The sequence below is a fragment of the Enterococcus sp. DIV2402 genome (assembly GCF_017426705.2).
Lineage (GTDB): Bacteria > Bacillota > Bacilli > Lactobacillales > Enterococcaceae > Enterococcus_F > Enterococcus_F lowellii.
Window position 1 is genome coordinate 1554378 of the sequence record NZ_CP147251.1, and the last position, 20227, is coordinate 1574604.

Here is a 20227-nt window from a genome sequence, read left to right on the forward strand (position 1 = left end):
CTAGTGTATACACAAGTTGCAAGATTTAGGTAAAACGTTTAATATTGAGAAGTAAAATTGTAGACGACTAAGGGAGAGAAGTTAATTGAAAATAGGTATAGTAGGATACCATCTATTTGGACTAGGAGGAACAAGTAGAGCAAACATCAATCTATTGCAGGAATTATTTGATATACCTGATGTAGAGGTTGTTTATTATAATACAAAAAAATATAATCAAAGAATTATTAATGAATTTGAAAATCGCGAGGAAGTTTTTAAAGAATATCATGGACGATTAACGTATCGACATTTTAGTGAAATTCTAAAAGATTCTGAATGTGATGTTTATTTACTAACTCGAGAAAACTTATTTATTTTAAGCAAATTATTAAAGAAAAAGTTTCCTAATGCGTTGATTGTAGGTGAAGTACATGCACCTGTTGCTAATATAGAACCTGAAATCGACTTATGTGCAGAGAGTATTGATGTTTACCGTGTTGCAACAGACATTAATAGAAGGATGCTTTTAAATAGAGTTAATGAAGTTAAGGGAGAAATTGTTGAGTTTCCTGTAAGTGTGCGACACTTAGAATATGACAAAAATGTAGTCTTTCAAGGTGGAGTTACGAAAAATCTTTATATTTATTCTCGTTTTGAGGAATTACAAAAAGATATTAGCTACAGTATCGCTTTAATGGATTACCTAGTTCACTATTTAGGAGAAGATGAATATAAATTATATATTAATGGTAAAGGAAAAACAGAGACTCTGTATCACAATTTAATTGCTTATTATAATCTTGAAGATAATGTGTTTATTAATGAAAAAATTCCTGAAGATGCGTTATATTTAAGTACTGCTCGTACAGAGACTTTTGGTTATAGTATTAGTGAAGCTTTTGTTTCAGGGAAAAAAGTATTGCTTTATGGTGGAGATGATCATGTTTTAACTAAGATTTATGGTAATTTTAAAACATTCGGTTGGTTGACAAAAAATATTGAAAGTGACTGCGAAGTTTTATTAAGCTACTGTAATCAAACAATTTCTCAAGAAGATTTTGAAGCAGACTTGGATGAGGCTTTGGTTTATAGTATAAAAAGAGATTATGGACAAAAATTTATTGATCACTTATTGCTAAACAAGAATATCTTAATTTATACAGGAGAAGCTGAAGAAACAGAAATTTTTGAAAAAATCTATAATTGGGATAAGTCTACAAGAACAAGTAAATTATCTACTGCTTACAATTGGTTAAATACGTTTCCAGGATTTAAACAACTGTTTAGAAATAAATGGTTACACAAACAATTAGTCGACATTTACGATAAAATTTTTCCGTATACTGAAGAATTGGATGTACGTGAAGATTTTGCTTTCATTGAAAGCTATCATGGAAAAAGCTTTAGTGGAGATCCTAAATATATCGCACTTGAACTGAAAAAAATGTACCCTAATATGTATATTTATATTAGTAGTATTAATAGTTTGGTGGATATGGAAATATTAAAGTGGGGCTTCTTACCTGTTCGTTTAGGTAGTAGAGAGTATGTTCGTAAATTCAGACAAAGTAAATATATTATTACTAATGGAAATGCATTAGATAAATGTGGAAAATCTGATGAACAAGTGTTTATTCAAACTTGGCATGGACTGCCATTGAAGAAGATGGTAAATGACTTAGAAAATCCAGATCAACGTAGAGAAGAATCAGAGGCGTTTTTACCACGAATGTTAAAATGGGATTATTTGTTGAGTTGCTCTGAGCGTAATACTGAGTATTTTAGTTCAGCATTTATGCTAGATCAAAATGAAAATTTACAAATTTTAGAATACGGTGCGCCAAGAAACGCATATTTGATTAAAAATGCTAACAATAAAAAAGAATTGGAACGTGTACATTTTAAATATTTCAATAGACCTTATAATGGAGATACGTATATTTTATATTGTCCAACATGGCGAAAAGATAAACGTAATTCAACAACAAGCTTAGATTTACAACAATTTATTGAAGAATTACCTGAGAACTATCAATTAATCGTTAAATTGCATCCATTAGAAGGACATTTACGAAAACAATATAATTCTTTGCATCCAAGAATTCATTGTTTTTATAATGAATTAGTAGATATTCAAGAGCTATATATTTTAAGTAAAGTAATGATTACCGATTATTCTAGTGCGATGTTTGATTATGCGCATATGAATCGAAAAATACTAATTTTCCAAGAAGATGCAGAAGATTATGGTAGCCAGATTGGTTATTATTTCAATACAAAAGAATTGATTGATATTGATGGTCATAATTACAGTTTGCCTGAATTAGTAGAAGAAATTTTACAACCGTATGATGGATATTATAATCGTTTAATTATACAAGAATTAATGACAGAAGATAACAAAAATGCTACAAAAGATATTTTATCTACAATTATAGAAGAGTCAAAAGTTGAACATGAAATGTTGGTTGAATCATTATAAAGCTGGAGGGAAATTATGGCTAAGGTAATTAAGAAAAAAAGAGAAGCTAATAGCGAAGTTTTAGATGATATCGTATATATTAATTTAGATGAATATGAAGGGAATTATTCATCTAAAAAATTAGGAATTCGCGTAGGTCCAGGTAAAAATATTTTGGAGTTAGCAGACGAAGATGAAGATGTGTATCTATTTTATCAAAAACTGTTAACTGAAGATTATATGTTTTATTGGCATCATAATGGCGTATCCTATTTTATTAGAAGGAAATATTTGAAAGAAATTTGGAAGCGTACAGACTTAGGAGATTTAGGTGGGTTATTTTATACAGTAGAGGAACCATTAAAAGAACGAAGTAGTGAAACTGAAAAAAATAATTTGATTGTTATTTTCAGTCCAATGCCAGCAGAGAATGTAAAATATTCTAGTAATATTTCAGCACGTTGTTTCAGAACATATTTTCCTAATATTCAAAAATATTTAGCAAAAAATACGTATGTTTTACGAATTATGGATGCTAATCTTTCATACGGAAGTTTATATTTAAACACAAGTAATTATCCAAATATGGAAGAAGATGTTCAAAATATTATACAAAAAATACAAGAAGAACTGAATATTGAAAAGGAACGTGTTGTATTATATGGTGTTGATAATATTGCGATGTCGGCGTTGCATCACGGAATTAAAGGTGATTTTAAATCAGTAATTATCAATCCCTATTTTACTTTAGAAGAACTAAAAGAATCTTCATTTTATGATAAATATTTGTCTAATGCTCTGCCAAATGATTTAAAAGAATTGGTTAAGAATGCAAAAATTGAAAATCATTTAATTATAGACAGTAAAGACAGTGGACATTCGTTGGAAGAATTAAATGAATTAGCACGTGTATATATGTTGAATGATTCTGTTGATAGAGAAGAGTTAGTGAAACACGTGACGATTGAAACATCGTTAGCATTAAATAAGAATTGGATAAATATCTAACAATATATATATAAATCATTCCTCTTCTTTTCAATTTCGTGTATAATGATACAAGTTAGAAACAGAAAGTGAGGAGGCGTTGTTTTGAAGCGAGAACAACACTCGAATGAATCAAAATTCCTTGGAAAAGATGATAAAAACAATAGAGCGGAAGAATCATTTTATTCTTCAAATCCGGATGGAAAGAAGGTAGATGCAGTGGAGCAAAAAGAAGATAATTCAAGAAAATCTCAACATCGAAAAGAAGACAAGATAGTTACACGAATTGTAGCTATTGTCGTACTAGCATTATTAATTGTTGGTGGGGTGTTTGGTTTTTCTACTTATCGATATGTAGCATCTAGTATCAAACCTTTAGATCCGGATAATTCGGAAAAAATTGTGGTAGATATTCCAAGTGGGTCAACTAACAAAATGATTGGTCAGATTTTAGAAGATGAAAAAGTTATTAAAAGTGGTATGGTATTTAACTACTATACAAAATTTAATAATTTAACTGGTTTCCAAGCTGGTAAATATCAAGTATCACCAGATATGACATTAGATGAAATTGGCGAATTATTACAAGGTGGTGGACTAGCAGCTGATCAAGCAGATGCGCGTTTAACTATTCCTGAAGGTTACGATGTTGATCAGATTGGGGACGTAATTGAAAAACATACAGAATTGAAGAAGAAAGATTTTCTTGCTTTAATGAAAGATGAAAAATTTTTCGATGAATTGCTTGAACAATTTCCAGATTTATTAACGGATGCTAGCAAATCTGAAGGTGTTCGTTACCGTTTAGAAGGGTATCTGTTCCCGGCGACTTACGATTACTATAAAGGAACTTCTCTTGAGACTTTAGTGACTGAAATGGTTTCAGCAACTAATAATGTATTAGCGGGATATTATGAACAAATTGAAGAAGCTGATTTGAATGTCCATGAAGTACTGACGATTGCTTCACTAGTGGAAAAAGAAGGGGTTACTGAAGAAGATCGTAAGAAGATTGCCCAAGTATTCTTCAACCGTCTAGCAACAGGCATGCCATTACAGTCAGATATTTCGATTTTATACGCGTTGGGTGTTCATAAAGAGATGGTTCTTTACGAAGATTTAGAGGTCGATTCGCCATATAACCTATATAAAAATACTGGTTATGGACCAGGACCATTTGATAACCCAAGCGAACAAGCGATTAAAGCTGTATTAGAGCCGACACCAAATAATAATTATTATTTTGTAGCAGATTTAGAAACTGGGAAAGTTTATTATGCTGAAACTTTAGAAGAACATAATAAATTAGTTGATGAATATGTGAATAAAACAAATAAAACCGATTAAAAACATTTTCTCACAGAAAGTAGTTTACAATTATTGAAAAGCGTGGTAATCTTTTGTGGATTCTATACAAAAGATTACCATTTTATTACACCTAGGTTTATTCTAGAGATGCGAAATGATGAGATGTAAAAGGAGATTTTATTATGGTAGAAAAAGTATATCCAATGACGATAGAAGGCAAAGAAAAGCTAGAGCAAGAGTTGGAAGAGTTAAAAACTGTTAAACGTGGGGAGATTATTGAGCGAATTAAAGTTGCTCGTAGTTTCGGAGATTTGTCTGAGAACTCTGAATACGAATCTGCAAAAGATGAACAAGCATTTGTAGAAGGTCGTATTACCACATTGGAGACAATGATTCGTTTTGCACAAATTATTGACAATGATGGTGTGGATCAAGATGAAGTTTCAATCGGTAAAACAGTGGTATTTAAAGAATTACCAGATGAAGATGAAGAAGAATATACCATTGTAGGTAGCGCTGAAGCAGATCCATTCTCTGGTAAAATTTCGAATGACTCACCAATTGCTCAAGCGTTAATTGGTAAAAAGATTAATGATGAAGTAACAATCTCAACTCCAGGTGGAGATATGTTAGTAAAAATTGTTGACGTAAAATAAGTAAAATCTACAATAGGAATAGACCATAAGGGTTTATTCCTATTTATTTGTTATCTTTCAGCCTCACGACGGATGAAGTTTGTGCTAAAAACGAGTATGATAAGCAGAGAAATTGGAGTAGAGGAGGGAATTCTATGAATAGTCCATGGCGATTCTTTTTTGTCGTAGAAGCCTTATTGTTTTTACTTGCTGTGTGGCAAATTATTAATAATACCCCATTATTAATTTTATTAGGGATAGGTATGCTAAATGTTTATTTAGCTATAAAACGTAAAAAACACTTACGCACAAAGAATTTTCAATTAATCGTAGGTTGTTTGATGATTCTAGTGAGTTTATTAAATAGTCCAGCACTATGGTTGATGATTGTCTTTGCTATTCTTTTTATTGGCTTAAAAGGAGTAGAAATTTCAGGTATTGATTTTTCAAAGCATTCATTTTGGCGCAAAAAACAAATTATTATGGTAGAAACTGATGAACCACAAAAGCATGACGGAAAAAAGAAAAAGCAACAATGGTTTGGTAATGAACGGATTGGCAGTCAAGTTTATGAGTGGGACGATATTAATATTAGTATTTTATCTGGAGATACAATCATTGATTTAGGCAATACAATTTTGCCAAAAAATGATAATATTGTATTAGTACGAAAAGGCTTTGGTCGAACACGTATTTTAATTCCAACAGGGATTGGTGTGCAATTAGAACACGCAGCTTTTGCTGGCTCCGTTGTGTTTGAATCAAAAGAAACTGAATTACGTAACGAAGTGCTAACAGTAGTAAGCAGTGATTATAGTACAAGTCCGCGACGTTTGAAAATCGTATCTAACACCTTAGTGGGAGATTTAGAGGTGATTCGTGTATGATAGCTAAAACCTCACGAAGCATGCTTGCACTCTACAGTGGTATTGCGACTTTTCTTATTTTAGTTTTTGTTTTATTTACCTATCTTTTTGCCACTGGTCAAAAAAACTGGTGGTTGCAATTATTTCAAGTAAAAGTTTTATTTATTCCAATGATTTTTTATTTATTAGCAATTGCAATTGTTTCAGGAATCTCGATTTTTGTTCTTTTATCATTTACACAAAAAAGACTATTAGCACCAATCGAAGAAAAAATGCGTTTGCTAGCAAATGGTAACTTAGAAAGTAAAACGCTAAATGAAAACATGCCATTATCTGCTTCAAATAAAGAATTATTCAATATGGATAATGATATTCATCAAATCAAAGAAAAACTAAAAGAAATGTCCAGCGAACTACAAATTTTAAATGCACGCCCACAAGTTGTGGATGGACAAACCAAAGAAGAAATTTTAGAAAATGAACGTCATCGTTTAGCGAGAGAATTACATGATTCGGTTTCTCAGCAATTGTTTGCGGCAATGATGATGATGTCAGCGTTAAATGAACAAGCAATCAAAACGGACGTACCCGAAGCCCAAAGAAAGCAATTAGCAATGGTTTCAGATATTATAAATGCTTCCCAATCTGAGATGCGTGCTTTATTGTTACATCTTAGACCAGTTACTTTAGAAGGCAAGAGTTTAAAACAAGGTATTGAACAATTGTTAAGAGAATTACAAACAAAAATCAAAATTTCTTTAAAGTGGGACATTGAAGATTTAGTGATACCAAGTAGTATTGAAGATCAACTGTTCCGTGTAGTACAAGAGTTACTTTCTAATACATTACGCCATGCTAAAGCTGAAGAATTAGAGGTTTATCTTAATTTAATCGATCAAAATATTTTATTACGAGTGATTGATGATGGTGTTGGTTTTGATCCTGAGAAACAACAACAAAAAGCTGGAAGCTATGGTTTAATGAATATTCGCGAACGAATTACGGGTATTGGTGGAACATTAAAAATTATTAGTTTTAAAAATCAAGGTACAAGCATAGAAATTAAGATTCCGTTGTTGAAGGAGGTTATTAGTAAATGATACGAGTATTGTTGGTAGATGATCATGAGATGGTACGTTTAGGGGTATCTTCTTATTTATTAATCCAAGATGATATTGAAGTTGTTGGGGAAGCTGAAAATGGAATAATAGGATACGAAAAAGCTTTGGAGTTACGTCCTGATGTTATATTGATGGATTTAGTAATGGAAGAAATGGATGGTATCGAAGCGACGAAAGCCATTTTAAAAGATTGGCCTGAAGCAAAAATTATTATTGTGACTAGCTTTATTGATGATGAAAAAGTCTATCCTGCAATTGAAGCGGGTGCTGCTGGCTATATGTTGAAAACATCAACAGCTCATGAGATAGCTGATGCAATTCGCGCTACACAACGTGGTGAACGTGTTTTAGAACCGGAAGTGACCACTAAAATGGTTAATCGTATGACGAATAAAACAATTCAGTTACATGAAGATTTGACAAATCGCGAACGAGAAGTATTGATGTTGATTTCTCAAGGAAAAAGCAATCAGGAAATTGCTGATGAATTATTTATTACCTTAAAAACAGTTAAAACCCATGTCTCTAATATTTTATCTAAGCTTGAAGTAGAAGATCGTACACAAGCGGCTATTTATGCCTTTAAACATAAATTAGTGAAATAATTCAGTCGTAATAAACTAACTGTTTGTTACAATTTTTAAGGAACATTCTTTAAAGGAGCGAAAAAATAATGAGACAAAATTATGCCATTATTGGCTTAGGTCGTTTCGGTGGGAGTATTTGCCGAACTTTGATAGAATCAGGTCAAGAGGTTTTAGCAATTGATAGTAATGAAGATCGAGTCAATGAATACATGAATATTGCTACTCATGCTGTTGTAGGGAATGCACAAGATGAAATGACATTGCGTTCATTAGGAATTCGTAATTTCGACCATGTGATTGTTGCAATTGGGGAAGATATTCAAGCAAGTATTCTGGTTACTTTAATGGTGAAAGAAATGGGTGTACCAAATATTTTAGCGAAAGCACAAAATGAATATCATGCACGTGTATTAGAAAAAATTGGTGCAGATCGCGTCGTTCATCCGGAAAGAGATATGGGAATTCGAATTGCGCACAATTTAGTCTCTAAAAATATTTTGGATTTTATTGAACTTTCTGATGAATTTTCATTAGCCGAGATTCGGGTAACCAATGAACGATTCTTCAACAAAACATTGCTAGAATTGAATTTTCGTCAAAAATTTGGCTTAACAGTTGTTGCTATTCGCCGAGGAAATGGTAAAGTCGTCGTTTCTCCTGCTGCCAGCGAAATTGTACGTGAAAATGATAATTTACTTGTGATTGGAAATACGGATGAAGTAGATTTGCTTGATGATAAACTAAATGACTAGGAGTGCAGCAAATGAAAATAGTAATTACAGATACAGCATTATCATGGTTTAAAAAAGAAGTAGAATTACAACCAGAAACAGGCATTCGTTTCTTTGGGAAAATTTATGGAAACACTCAAGTTCATGAAGGATTCTCGGTAGGGATGTCTGTTGATCGTCCAGAAAATCCACTTTTTGAAGAAACTGTTGATGGTATATTATTTTTTGCTGAAGAAAGCGATGATTGGTTCTTTAAAGGGTTAGAAATGACCGTTGATTATGATGAAAAATTAAACGAACCAAAATATTTATTTACAGAGTTATCATAATTGCATGTGAAAGAAGCTAAATTAATCTTAGAATTTAGCTTTTTTTTTCTTTATGTATAAAAAATGTGCTATAATTTTTGAGAATTAGGAGGTCGAAGCAGACATGTTATCAATTATAGTCCCTTGTTATAATGAGGAAGAATCTCTGCCATTATTTGTCAAAGAAGTAGAGAAAATAGCTGTAAATATCGAGCATCAATTGGAGTATATTTTTGTGAATGATGGATCAAAAGATCAAACCTTACAAGTATTACGAAAGCTCCATAAAGAGATACCTGATAAAATAAGGTATATTTCTTTTTCAAAAAATTTCGGAAAAGAAGCAGGGTTATATGCTGGATTACAAGCGGCCAAAGGTGACTTGATTACTGTTATGGATGCTGACTTACAAGATCCTCCAGAATTATTACCAAAAATGATTAAAATGCTTGAGAATTCAGATATTGATTGTGTAGGAACCCGTAGAGCTGATCGTCACGGAGAACCGCCAATCCGTAGTTTTTTTGCCAAAATGTTTTATAGATTAGTCAACAAATTTGGTGATACCGAAATGGTAGATGGCGCACGTGATTTTCGTTTGATGACGCGTCAAATGGTAGATGCGATTTTAGAAGTGACTGAATATAACCGTTTTTCAAAAGGGATATTTAGTTGGGTCGGTTTTAAAACAGAATATATTTCTTATGAAAATCGCGAACGTGTGGCTGGCGAGACATCATGGTCTTTTTGGAGCTTATTTAAATATTCGATAGACGGAATTGTCAATTTTTCCGATGCTCCATTAACCATTGCGTCGGTTATTGGTGCGATTACGTGTTTCGGTGCAGGAATTGCTTTATTATTTATTGTTTTTCGTGCATTAATTTTTGGTGATCAAACAGATGGTTGGCCATCATTAGTATCCATTATTTTATTTGTTAGTGGCATTCAACTTTTATGTATCGGTATTATTGGGAAATATATCGGAAAAATCTTCTTAGAAACGAAAAAGCGTCCAATTTATATTGTAAAAGAAACCGAAGAAAAATAAGAAGATGGTTTTCACCATCTTCTTTTTAATATCCAGATTGAATATTTACTGTATTTTTAGAGAGGTTTCCGGTAGTATGAAATGATTTGAAATTCTCAATAAAAATACGCATAAATGATTTTTGAAAATGTGGCGTGTAACCTGAAATGTGTGGCGTGATTAGTATGTTTTCTAACATCCATAACGGGTCATCTTCTGCCAATGGTTCTTCTTCAAATACATCCAAAGCTGCAAAATGGATGGAATGATCAACCAAGGCTTGGTAAAGAGCGGTTGTATCGACGCTTGCCCCACGACCAACATTAATAAATGTCGCGGATTGTTTCATGGTTGCAAAGAAATCATCGTCATAAAGATGGTAAGTATCTTCCGTCAACGGCAAGATATTGATGATAATATCAGCTTTTTGAGTTTGTGGCGCAAGCTCTACAATCGAATAGGTTTCATGAAAATGCTCAATGGCACGTCCATTTGTATTGATACCAATTGGTCGGCAATTTAAAAATGCTAAACATTTAGCTAATTGTTGACCAATTTTTCCAGTACCAACGATTAAAATACGTAAATCTTGTAAATTATTAATCGTCAATTCTGATTGCCAAATTTGTTTTTGTTGGCTGCGGATGGCTTCAAAAATTCCACGACTTTGCATGAATAAGATGGCTAACACATGATCAGTAATTGATTGTGCATGAAGCCCACTGGCGTTTGATAACTGGATATGATGTTGGGCAAATTCTTTTAAAGGCAACGTATCGACACCAGCAGAAATCGCTTGTACCCATTTTAGTGAAGTTGAAGGGACTAATAATTTGTCACGCCAATCTTTAGACCAGCCAATCGTGATTTCAACATTGTTCCAATCAAATGAATCATGAATTTCATCTTTGGTAACGAATTGATAATCAGTAGAGATTTCGCGCATTTGGCGAATAAATTCTTCTCGGAATGGACGAGTGGATAAAATATATTTACTCATAAACAAACCTCCTTTTCTTTAAGTCTAGCAAACTTTAATAAAAAAAGACATTCCCAAAATGGAAATGTCAGGTAATATTTTTTTCTGGTCGAACTGCACGTGTGAAAATAAAGAGTGTACTTAATAAAACAAAAGTACTACTATCAAAGGTATACGTTAGTGCATGAACAATAGTGGCTACTACAACAGGTAGGGTGACACATAATGTGGTAATTTTTAAGTTGTCTAAAAATGAATAGCGTACTTGACGAAAACGACAATAAATATTTCCGAATAATGTAGCAATTAAAATGGAAGCAATCAAACTTAAAAATGAAGGATAGAGAGCAACTATAAAAATAACTACAAATACCCACCAAGGTAGTTGTTGATTTGCTAGTATATTTCGTAACATTTTCCCGTTGAGCAAATTAGCGTCTGTAAGGTCTGTATATAAAAGTTCAAATTGATTACTTCCTAAGATAGACGTGGTTGCATCATTGGAAGGTAAACTAACAATCAATTCTTCAGAAAGTAAGCCAACACTTAGAAAGTTTCCGACCATATCTTTTGAAACATCTTCTGGCGTTCGTCGACCTTCAGGATCAAAAGTAAAAATAATTGAATCTGTTTGATAAATAAATCCCTTTTCAGCATTATCTGTTTTTAATTTGCCATCTGCAATGCTAAAGTCAGGAATTTGTTTGGCAATTTCTTGACCATCTGTTTGAATATCTTTAAAAATTTGTAAGACTTGGAAAGTGATTGGAATCGCAGACAAGGAGCTTAATAATAAGATATATGCAATGATTTTTCCTAAGCCAATTTTTCGAGCTTCTTTTAATTGAGGAAAATTAAAAAAAGCGTGTTTTGCAAGTTGAATTAATGACATGATACAATCCCTTCATATAAGTGAATAGTTTAAAATACTAAAGTCTATTGTATCAGAAGATAAATAGAAACAAAATAATAAATAAGCAAAATTTATATAAATAAGGAGCAGAAGTTATGAATTTTTTAGTAAAATGTAAACAGCAATTAGAAGAAAGAAAATTATGGGAAGTTTTTATATATCTTTTTTTCGGAGGTTTAACAACAATTGTTAATATTGCTGTCCATTTCACTTGTTTAGATTTATTTGGTTTTCACTATATGGTAGCGACAGTTATTTCCTGGATTGTTTCTGTATTATTTGCCTTCGTAACAAATAAACGTTGGGTTTTCCATTCACAGACAGAAGGCGGTACTGAATGGCTAATTGAATTTTCAAAGTTTGTGTTTTATCGCTTACTTTCACTAATTATGGATATGGGCTGTATGTATGTGTTAATTGAATTCATTCATGCAGGTGATATTGTAGCAAAAATCTTTACACAAATCCTTGTGGTTGTAGCTAATTATGTGTTTAGTAAGTTTTTAATTTTTAAACGTACATGAGAAAAAAACTAAGCATATTTTTTGAAGAAAATCGCTTTCTCTGATAGTCTTACAGTGTAAATAACTATTTAGGAGGAATCATTCTATGACTTACACATTACCAGATTTACCATATGCTTACGATGCTTTGGAACCACACATCGATGTTGAAACAATGCATTTACATCATGACAAACACCATAACACTTATGTGACAAACTTAAATGCAGCAATTGAAAAATATCCTGAATTAGGTGAAAAATCTGTTGAAGAGTTAATTTCTGATTTAACTGCAGTTCCTGAAGATATTCGTACAGCCGTACGCAATAATGGTGGCGGACATGCAAACCATACATTCTTCTGGGAAATTATGGCACCAAACGCTGGTGGCGAACCTGTAGGCGAACTAAAAGCAGCGATTGACGAAAAATTTGGTAGTTTTGATGCCTTCAAAGCAGAATTTAAAGCAGCAGCAACTAGTCGTTTTGGATCTGGCTGGGCTTGGTTAGCTTTAAATAATGGATTATTAGAAGTAACTTCTACACCAAACCAAGATTCTCCATTGATGGATGGCCGTACACCAGTTGTTGGTTTAGATGTTTGGGAACATGCTTACTACTTAAACTACAAAAATGTTCGTCCAGACTACATTGATGCTTTCTGGAACTTAGTGAACTGGGAAAAAGCCAACGAATTATACAATGCAGCAAAATAATAGGTCAAACCGTTTGAGCAGGTAGAAAATTCTATCTGCTTTTTTGATTTTACGATAAAAGTAAGGAGCGATAAGGTGTTAGAACGTCGAAAAGTTACGCCATTAGATATTGAAGAAGTTCATCCAATCATTACAGAAATTTGGCAAGAGGTCTACACGCCAATTATTGGAGAACAACAGGTTGCGTATATGTTAGAAAACTATCAAGGAATAGAAACTATCCTTCAAGAAATGGCAGGAGGCACACAATATTATATGTTATTTTCAGATGGTCACTGCGTAGGATATACAGCTTATGAAATTAAAAAAGATCATTTGTATTTAAGTAAAATTTATATTCATCAAGATTATCGTGGACAAGGGTTGATGCGTGAAGTGTTTGACTGGTATGATCAGTTAAGTCAAGAATTGCGTTTAAACCAGCGCCTACGCGTAAATCAAAATAATAAACAAGCGATTGCTGTTTATCAACACCGTGGTTTTCAATTAATAAAAGAAGATATTGCTGATATAGGACAAGGTTTTTTTATGGTAGATTATCTTTTTGAAAAAAACTATTGCTAACGTTTTCATTTTTGTTATAATATTTATAACGAAAATATTCGTTATTTTACTATTTTGGAGGCATTATTTATATGGAACACGGTACAGTTAAATGGTTTAACAATGAAAAAGGTTTTGGGTTTATTACAGCTGACAATGGCAGTGATGTATTCGTGCACTTTTCTGCAATTCAAGGAGATGGCTTTAAGTCTTTAGAAGAAGGACAAGAAGTTGAATTCAGCATTGTTGAAGGAAATCGCGGTCCTCAAGCAGCAGAAGTAACAAAACTTTAAGAGTAGAAACCACAAAGGGAAGTCTTTGTGGTTTTTCTTTTGTTGCTATTTTAGTTGTTTTTTGTTATCTTCAATTATATTAAATAATAAATGAGGTCTTAATATGAAACGAGTAATTACTTATGGAACATTTGATTTGTTGCATTATGGTCATATAAACTTATTGCGTCGAGCAAAAGAGCAAGGTGATTATTTAGTTGTTGCTTTATCAACAGATGAATTTAACTGGAACAAAAAACAGAAAAAATGCTATTTTTCTTATGAGAAAAGAAAACAATTATTAGAAGCTATTCGTTATGTAGATTTAGTTATTCCAGAAAACAGCTGGGATCAAAAAGTTTCTGATGTGAGTGAATATCATATTGATACATTTGTAATGGGCGATGACTGGGCTGGTGAATTTGATTTCATTCAAGAACAAACAGATGCAGAAGTCCTTTATTTAGCACGTACACCAGAAATTTCTACAACACAAATCAAAAAAGATTTAAAATTAAATGAAAACTAAGTCGAGAAGTCTCGACTTTTTTAATGTTTCCTTTACTTTCTAAAGGATAAATGTCCCTTCATAAAAAAATGTGGTATGATAACTATGATTTTTTATTGTTTAAAGAGTTTTTGAGGATGGATGAATAAATTGAAAAATAATGAAATCAAAGTAAGAAGTACGCTTGTTACAAAAGAGTACGATCTGTATAAGAAAAAATCAGATAAAATAAAAGCACTTTTTAAATTTTATCATCGCAATGTGCCCCGTTTTTGGGCATTAAAAGGTGTGAATTTTGAAGTAAGAGCTGGTGAATCAGTCGGAATTATTGGAATTAATGGTTCTGGAAAGTCAACATTATCTAATGTAATTAGTGGAATTATTCCACCAACATCAGGAACTATGGAAGTGAATGGTGAGACATCGATTATTTCAATTGGTGCAGGACTGAAATTTCAACTAACAGGGATGGAGAATATTCGTCTGAAAGGCTTAATGTCTGGAATGACAAATAAAGAAATTGACGAAAAATTAGATGAGATTATTGCCTTTGCTGACTTAGGGGATTTCATCAATCAACCTGTTAAAAGTTATTCAAGTGGGATGCGTTCACGCTTAGGTTTTGCGATTGCTGTGCATAATAACCCAGATATTTTAGTTATTGATGAAGCTTTATCAGTTGGAGACGAGACCTTTTATCAAAAATGTGTGGATAAGATTATGGAATTTAAAGAACAAGGCAAGACGATTTTCTTTGTTAGTCATGCTTTAGGACAGGTTGAAAAGTTATGTGATAAAACAATCTGGATGCATTATGGTGATTTAAGGATGTTTGGACCAACAAATGAAGTGATGAAAGAATATCGTCAATTTATCGAATGGTTTAAGAAACAGCCAAAAGCTGAACAGAAAAAATATCAAGATGATCAAAAAGAGGCACAAAAAGCTTTCAATTTAGAAGAATTAGCTGAACGTGTGGCTAAAGGAGATTTACAATTAGAAGCCCAGCAGCTTTCTGAAAAAGTTATCAATAAAAATTTAAAACGTACACCTTTAGGAGAAAAAATGACCGTTGGGACAAAACTGTTATTGACAGGAACAATTCTAGCTACACTCTTTTGTACCTTAGTGTCATTTAGTGGACGTTCATTGAGCTATTCAGTGGAACATCCAGTAGAGGTTATTACAAGTGTTTTTAAATAATAGAAATAAATTGAATGCTCAATTTAGATAGAAAAGGAAGAGTTTTGTGAAAGAAATTGTCGCTGTTATCAAAGAGCAGTTCCAGCATATGGGCATGATTTTTCGTATGTCTCGCTATGAAGACAAAGCGACTTATCAAAGTCATTACTTGGGTCTAGCATGGCAAATTTTGAATCCAGCTATTCAAGTTGGAATTTACTATTTAGTATTTGGTGTAGGAGTCAATCAAGGTCGAGAAATTTCCGGTGTTCCGTTTATTGTGTGGATGTTAATTGGGATTACCGTCTGGTTTTATGTCAATTCATCTATTTTGGGTGCATCGAATAGTATTCATCGCCAAGTCGGTATGGTTGCAAAAATGAAGTTTCCCGTGAGTGTATTGCCAACCATTAATATTGTCAGTAACTTGTCTTCTTATTTTCCAATGTTGGCAATTGTGGTTATTACGGTATTAGGTTTTGGAGGCACGCCTTCATTGTATTGGTTACAATACATCTATTACTTTTTCTGTATGTTTGTATTTTTATTTGCGTTTGGCTTGCTAAATGCTACAATTACAGTTTTAATTCGTGACTATCACATTTTCTTACAGTCAGTGTTACGTTTATTATTCTATGTTTCAGGTCCTATTTGGGATATTCAGAATAGAAACTTACCACCGACGTTAGTTAAAGTTTTACGAATTAATCCTGTTTATTACATCATTGAAGGCTTCAGAGATACCTTTTTAAATCGAGCTTGGTTCTGGGAAAAAGCTACATATGGCTTTATTTTCTGGGGGATGGTATTAATTTTGTTGATTCTGGGAAGTCATTTACACATGAAATTCCGTGCAAAATTTGTAGATTATATTTAAGAGATGGTTGACCATCTCTTTTTCATTTATGTTTCAGAATTGTTAAGTTTATGTAATAAACCTATTGTAATATTGATACAAATTCTAAATTGTGGCAAAATTTAAACGGTTGCTCTATTAGAAAGAGGTGCAGAATGCGTTTATATCAAAAAATAGTTATAGGAATTTTAGGCATATTAGCTGCAGTTGTAATTGGTTTTACCATTTATGGCATGCGCGCGTTTGATGATATTAATGATGTCATTGATAATATTAGTCAAGCTGCCAATAGAAAAACAAAAAAACGAGACGTAGCAGTAAGTATTGAAGACCGAGATCCTTTTTCAATCCTTTTATTAGGTATTGATACGGGAGCACTTGGTAGGACGGATCAGGGACGCTCAGATAGTATGATGGTAGTCACAGTGAACCCTGAGAAAAAAGAGTCCACAATTGTTAGTTTAGACCGGGATATTTTGGCTGATATGTTAGATGGTGTAACCTTTGATAAATTAAACCATGCCTATGCTTATGGCGGTGTGGAATTAGCAATGGATGCGGTAGAAAAATTACTAGATATTCCAATTGACCATTATGTGACAATTAACATGCAGGGGATGCGTGATTTAATTGATGCAGTAGGTGGAATTGAAGTAAATAATAAAATTGACTTTACTTTAGAAAAAGTTCACGTTCCAGCGGGGAAAATCACATTAGACGGCAAAACCGGATTAGCTTATGCAAGAATGCGTTATGATGATCCTGAAGGCGATATTGGTCGTCAACGTCGCCAACGAGAAGTTGTAACGAAAATTGTACAAAAAGTATTGAGTCTAGATGGTGTGAGTAACTATCAGAACATTTTGAAAGCTGTGGAAAAAAATTCTAAAACAGATTTAACTTGGAATGATATGTTAGACATTGCAACGAACTATTACCCAGCCTTTACTACGATTAATCAACATCAATTAGAAGGTAATGGTCAAATGGTGAATGGTGTCTATTATCAAATTTTAGGTATTACGGAATTGTTGAATGCTCAAAATATCTTAAAAGAACAATTGGAATTACCAACAAGTAAAACGTTGGAGATTGATTCACAATTTCAATATTCTTACAATGGTTATATCGGCAATCAATTTTATGACGATTCTGTAGATGGTGTGGATCATACATCGGTTGCAGACCCTGAAGATGAACCTTATTATGAGACTAGTGAAAACATAGAAATAGAAGAAACAACTGATTTTGCATATTAAAAAGAAGCGGCTCATGATGAGTCGCTTTTTTAGTTGTCCACAAATTAGATGACTGTTTGTAATGTTTCACGAATGAATGCTTATTTATAAGAAAAAAAGATATAAATCAGATTTTTTGTGAAACAAATCGTTGTTTTGTAAAAAAATGTTGGTTTTTCTATAAGTATAGAGGTTTTCGCTTTTTTTAATTTTTTTTTTTGGTAAAATAAGACAGTAGCTCGAGTATGGAAGGAATGTCAACATGCAGAAATTTAAAAAGAACTTCTCTGGAAATGCCAATCGAAAATCACATGTTCCTTTTCGATTAAATTTATTATTTTTCGTTATTTTTACATTATTTGTTATCTTAATTGCTCAATTAGGGCATTTACAAATTATAAATAGCAATCAGCTTGAAGAACAATTGAAAGCTTCATCAGTAATCACTATCCAGGGAAGCACACCGCGTGGAATGATTTACGATGCTTCTGGTGAAGCGCTAGTAGAAAATGAAGCCAATGCTGCCATTACGTTTACTCGTGGGATTGAAATGACGGCTAACGATTTATTAGATATTGCCACTCGTTTAAATGAATTAATCGATATTGAAGCAGATGATGCACTCACTGAACGAGATTTAAAAGATTTTTGGTTAGCTAATAAAGAAAATCTCAATGAAGCAAGAGAACGATTAACCACAACAGAAAAATTAGCTGGAACTTCAAAAGAATATGAATTATTAGTTGGAAAAGTATCAGATGATGAGATTCAATTTGATGGCGAACAACTAAAAGTAGCAACTATTTTTAAACGATTAAATAGTGCACAACAACTAAAAACAGTTTTTGTGAAGAATAAAGACGTAACTGACGAAGAGCTAGCATTAGTTTCTGAACGTGCAAAAGAACTACCTGGGGTATCTACAGGTACAGATTGGACAAGATCATTACGTACAGGGAATAATTCAATAAAAAGTGTGATTGGTCGCGTATCAACAGAAGGATTACAAGCCGAAAATGCAGAAGAATATCTAGCTAAAGGATATGCGTTAAATGACCGTGTCGGCACTAGTTTTTTAGAAAAACAATATGAAGAAGTTCTTCAAGGTGTTAAATCACAACAAGAAATTAAAGTTGGCAATGACGGAACAATTGAAAATCAAAAAGAGATTTCTCCAGGTGAAAAAGGAGATAACTTAGTATTAACCATTGATACAGCTTTTCAAGAAAAAGTTGATGAACTTGTTAAGAACCTTTATCAAAATCTAGTTGATACTAAGGTAGCTGAGTATTCGCCAGGAATTTATGTAGTTGCTATGAATCCTAAAACTGGAGGAATCATGGCGATGTCAGGTTATCATCATGATATTGAAACCAATGAGCTGTCTGAAAATGCTATTGGAACCTATCAAGCCGCTTTTGAACCTGGCTCTGTTATGAAAGCCGCAACAATTACAGCTGGTTGGGAAAACGATGTACTCGAAGGCAACCAAGTGTTGTATGATCAACCGATTTATCTACCAGGTAGTACAAAAGCTTCGATCTTCAACAAATTAGGTTACAATAATCGTAATTTGAATGTCGTGCAAGCACTTGAATTATCTTCAAACTCGTATATGATTCAAATTGCTTTGCGTTTGATGGGCATTGATTACAAAGGAGGAGACTTGTATATTCCTGGAGTGACAAGTCAAGAAGATACGTATAAGAAACTCCGTAAGGCTATGGGCTCTTATGGGTTAGGCGTGAAAACAGAAATTGATTTACCAAACGAAGAAACTGGTCTGCAACCAAGTGTTTCTAGCTTATCGGATGAAAATAATGATGCAGGTAAAGTTTTGGATTTAGCCTTTGGACAGTTTGATACGTATACTGCCATGCAACTTGCACAATACGTGTCTACAGTGGCCAATGGAGGACAACGGATGCAACCTCATCTAGTTTCAGGTATTTATGGCAATGATCAAAATGGTAACCTAGGTGAGTTGAAGGAAGAAATTGAACCGAATGTTTTAAATAAAATTGATATTTCTTCTGCAAATATGGAATTGTTACAAGAAGGCTTTTATCAAGTCGTTCATGGAAGTGATCCCTATACAACAGCACGCTCACTAACTGCAGCTAAGATGGATTTAGCTGCCAAAACAGGTACAGCTGAACGAGTTATTTATGTAGATGGGAAACCTGTTGATGTTGACAATTTGAATATGGTAGCATATGGTCCTTATTCTGATCCTGAAATTGCTGTGTCTGTAGTAATTCCACAGTTGAAAGGTGAGAATCGTGGCACACCAAACTTAGATTTGACTCGTCAAATTATGGATGCTTATTATGATTTATATTTAGCAGAATAGCAAAAAGATAGATGCTTTTTAGTATCTATCTTTTTTTATTGCAAAATGTAAGAAGTTATTGACAAATAGTTAGGTACCGAATTATACTTTATTTTAAAGTAAAGTTAGGTACCTAAGTAAAATGCAAACCGATTCTCTCTAAGTCTGCA

The 20227-nt window shown here is 32.9% G+C and carries 21 protein-coding genes; 19 read left to right on the plus strand and 2 right to left on the minus strand.

What is annotated here, in order from left to right; all coding sequences use genetic code 11:
• Positions 1-85 precede the first annotated feature (85 nt).
• The 10 genes from DOK78_RS07575 (at position 86) to DOK78_RS07620 (ending at position 10037) form a co-directional block, all read left to right on the plus strand.
• Positions 86-2464, plus strand: coding sequence for a CDP-glycerol glycerophosphotransferase family protein (locus DOK78_RS07575; RefSeq protein WP_207940932.1), 2379 nt, complete (start codon positions 86-88; stop codon positions 2462-2464).
• A 15-nt stretch (positions 2465-2479) separates the two neighbouring features.
• Positions 2480-3451, plus strand: a complete 972-nt coding sequence (locus tag DOK78_RS07580; RefSeq protein WP_207940931.1) for an accessory Sec system protein Asp2 — start codon at positions 2480-2482, stop codon at positions 3449-3451.
• Between the two features lie 84 nt (positions 3452-3535).
• Positions 3536-4777, plus strand: a complete 1242-nt coding sequence (mltG, locus tag DOK78_RS07585) for an endolytic transglycosylase MltG (RefSeq protein ID WP_207940930.1) — start codon at positions 3536-3538, stop codon at positions 4775-4777.
• 143 nt (positions 4778-4920) lie between these two features.
• Complete coding sequence (gene greA, locus DOK78_RS07590) at positions 4921-5394, plus strand: transcription elongation factor GreA (RefSeq protein ID WP_207940929.1); 474 nt, start codon at positions 4921-4923, stop codon at positions 5392-5394.
• Between the two features lie 134 nt (positions 5395-5528).
• A complete protein-coding gene (gene liaF / locus DOK78_RS07595) occupies positions 5529-6260 on the plus strand; it encodes a cell wall-active antibiotics response protein LiaF (RefSeq protein WP_207940928.1) in 732 nt (243 codons plus the stop codon).
• On the plus strand, positions 6257-7339 hold the full coding sequence (locus DOK78_RS07600; protein ID WP_207940927.1) for a sensor histidine kinase: 1083 nt from the start codon (positions 6257-6259) through the stop codon (positions 7337-7339). Before liaF ends, DOK78_RS07600 begins: the two co-directional genes overlap by 4 nt.
• On the plus strand, positions 7336-7965 hold the full coding sequence (locus DOK78_RS07605; RefSeq protein ID WP_207940926.1) for a response regulator transcription factor: 630 nt from the start codon (positions 7336-7338) through the stop codon (positions 7963-7965). The genes DOK78_RS07600 and DOK78_RS07605 overlap by 4 nt, the downstream gene beginning before the upstream one ends.
• Positions 7966-8033: 68 nt before the next feature.
• Complete coding sequence (locus DOK78_RS07610) at positions 8034-8699, plus strand: potassium channel family protein (protein ID WP_207940925.1); 666 nt, start codon at positions 8034-8036, stop codon at positions 8697-8699.
• Between the two features lie 11 nt (positions 8700-8710).
• Positions 8711-9007, plus strand: a complete 297-nt coding sequence (locus tag DOK78_RS07615; RefSeq protein ID WP_207940924.1) for a HesB/YadR/YfhF family protein — start codon at positions 8711-8713, stop codon at positions 9005-9007.
• 103 nt (positions 9008-9110) lie between these two features.
• Entirely contained in the window at positions 9111-10037 is a 927-nt protein-coding gene (locus tag DOK78_RS07620; RefSeq protein WP_207940923.1) for a glycosyltransferase family 2 protein, read from the plus strand.
• Between the two features lie 25 nt (positions 10038-10062).
• Here DOK78_RS07620 and DOK78_RS07625 read toward each other — a convergent pair whose 3' ends face one another.
• Complete coding sequence (locus tag DOK78_RS07625) at positions 10063-11016, minus strand: phosphoglycerate dehydrogenase (RefSeq protein WP_207940922.1); 954 nt, start codon at positions 11014-11016, stop codon at positions 10063-10065.
• Positions 11017-11083: 67 nt separating this feature from the next.
• Positions 11084-11887, minus strand: coding sequence for a DUF1189 domain-containing protein (locus DOK78_RS07630; protein ID WP_207940921.1), 804 nt, complete (start codon positions 11885-11887; stop codon positions 11084-11086).
• 116 nt (positions 11888-12003) lie between these two features.
• Here DOK78_RS07630 and DOK78_RS07635 point away from each other — a divergent pair, with 116 nt between their 5' ends.
• The 9 genes from DOK78_RS07635 to DOK78_RS07675 all read left to right on the plus strand — a co-directional run bounded on the left by DOK78_RS07635 (position 12004) and on the right by DOK78_RS07675 (position 20078).
• Positions 12004-12432, plus strand: coding sequence for a GtrA family protein (locus tag DOK78_RS07635; RefSeq protein ID WP_207940920.1), 429 nt, complete (start codon positions 12004-12006; stop codon positions 12430-12432).
• A gap of 85 nt (positions 12433-12517) precedes the next feature.
• On the plus strand, positions 12518-13126 hold the full coding sequence (locus tag DOK78_RS07640) for a superoxide dismutase (RefSeq protein WP_207940919.1): 609 nt from the start codon (positions 12518-12520) through the stop codon (positions 13124-13126).
• Positions 13127-13201: 75 nt separating this feature from the next.
• Positions 13202-13690: a GNAT family N-acetyltransferase gene (locus DOK78_RS07645; RefSeq protein WP_207940918.1), complete on the plus strand. Its 489-nt coding sequence runs from the start codon at positions 13202-13204 to the stop codon at positions 13688-13690.
• Positions 13691-13761: 71 nt separating this feature from the next.
• The gene (locus DOK78_RS07650; protein WP_207940917.1) at positions 13762-13962 is read left to right on the plus strand and encodes a cold-shock protein; all 201 of its coding nucleotides are present in this window, start codon (positions 13762-13764) and stop codon (positions 13960-13962) included.
• Positions 13963-14065: 103 nt separating this feature from the next.
• Positions 14066-14470: a glycerol-3-phosphate cytidylyltransferase gene (tagD, locus tag DOK78_RS07655; RefSeq protein WP_207940916.1), complete on the plus strand. Its 405-nt coding sequence runs from the start codon at positions 14066-14068 to the stop codon at positions 14468-14470.
• Between the two features lie 120 nt (positions 14471-14590).
• Entirely contained in the window at positions 14591-15652 is a 1062-nt protein-coding gene (locus DOK78_RS07660) for an ABC transporter ATP-binding protein (RefSeq protein ID WP_207940915.1), read from the plus strand.
• A gap of 46 nt (positions 15653-15698) precedes the next feature.
• A complete protein-coding gene (locus DOK78_RS07665) occupies positions 15699-16508 on the plus strand; it encodes an ABC transporter permease (protein ID WP_207940914.1) in 810 nt (269 codons plus the stop codon).
• 134 nt (positions 16509-16642) lie between these two features.
• A complete protein-coding gene (locus tag DOK78_RS07670; RefSeq protein ID WP_207940913.1) occupies positions 16643-17746 on the plus strand; it encodes an LCP family protein in 1104 nt (367 codons plus the stop codon).
• 241 nt (positions 17747-17987) lie between these two features.
• Positions 17988-20078: a peptidoglycan D,D-transpeptidase FtsI family protein gene (locus DOK78_RS07675; RefSeq protein WP_207940912.1), complete on the plus strand. Its 2091-nt coding sequence runs from the start codon at positions 17988-17990 to the stop codon at positions 20076-20078.
• Positions 20079-20227 lie beyond the last annotated feature (149 nt).

Bases quoted from the DNA above. Each gene is read 5' to 3' on its own strand.
- DOK78_RS07625 (WP_207940922.1), bottom strand. From the start codon at position 11,016: ATGAGTAAATATATTTTATCCACTCGTCCATTCCGAGAAGAATTTATT.
- DOK78_RS07610 (WP_207940925.1), top strand. From the start codon at position 8,034: ATGAGACAAAATTATGCCATTATTGGCTTAGGTCGTTTCGGTGGGAGT.
- DOK78_RS07675 (WP_207940912.1), top strand. From the start codon at position 17,988: ATGCAGAAATTTAAAAAGAACTTCTCTGGAAATGCCAATCGAAAATCA.
- DOK78_RS07640 (WP_207940919.1), top strand. From the start codon at position 12,518: ATGACTTACACATTACCAGATTTACCATATGCTTACGATGCTTTGGAA.
- DOK78_RS07600 (WP_207940927.1), top strand. From the start codon at position 6,257: ATGATAGCTAAAACCTCACGAAGCATGCTTGCACTCTACAGTGGTATT.
- greA (WP_207940929.1), top strand. From the start codon at position 4,921: ATGGTAGAAAAAGTATATCCAATGACGATAGAAGGCAAAGAAAAGCTA.
- DOK78_RS07605 (WP_207940926.1), top strand. From the start codon at position 7,336: ATGATACGAGTATTGTTGGTAGATGATCATGAGATGGTACGTTTAGGG.
- DOK78_RS07650 (WP_207940917.1), top strand. From the start codon at position 13,762: ATGGAACACGGTACAGTTAAATGGTTTAACAATGAAAAAGGTTTTGGG.
- DOK78_RS07620 (WP_207940923.1), top strand. From the start codon at position 9,111: ATGTTATCAATTATAGTCCCTTGTTATAATGAGGAAGAATCTCTGCCA.
- DOK78_RS07630 (WP_207940921.1), bottom strand. From the start codon at position 11,887: ATGTCATTAATTCAACTTGCAAAACACGCTTTTTTTAATTTTCCTCAA.
- tagD (WP_207940916.1), top strand. From the start codon at position 14,066: ATGAAACGAGTAATTACTTATGGAACATTTGATTTGTTGCATTATGGT.
- DOK78_RS07670 (WP_207940913.1), top strand. From the start codon at position 16,643: ATGCGTTTATATCAAAAAATAGTTATAGGAATTTTAGGCATATTAGCT.
- DOK78_RS07615 (WP_207940924.1), top strand. From the start codon at position 8,711: ATGAAAATAGTAATTACAGATACAGCATTATCATGGTTTAAAAAAGAA.
- DOK78_RS07635 (WP_207940920.1), top strand. From the start codon at position 12,004: ATGAATTTTTTAGTAAAATGTAAACAGCAATTAGAAGAAAGAAAATTA.
- DOK78_RS07580 (WP_207940931.1), top strand. From the start codon at position 2,480: ATGGCTAAGGTAATTAAGAAAAAAAGAGAAGCTAATAGCGAAGTTTTA.
- DOK78_RS07660 (WP_207940915.1), top strand. From the start codon at position 14,591: ATGAATAAATTGAAAAATAATGAAATCAAAGTAAGAAGTACGCTTGTT.
- liaF (WP_207940928.1), top strand. From the start codon at position 5,529: ATGAATAGTCCATGGCGATTCTTTTTTGTCGTAGAAGCCTTATTGTTT.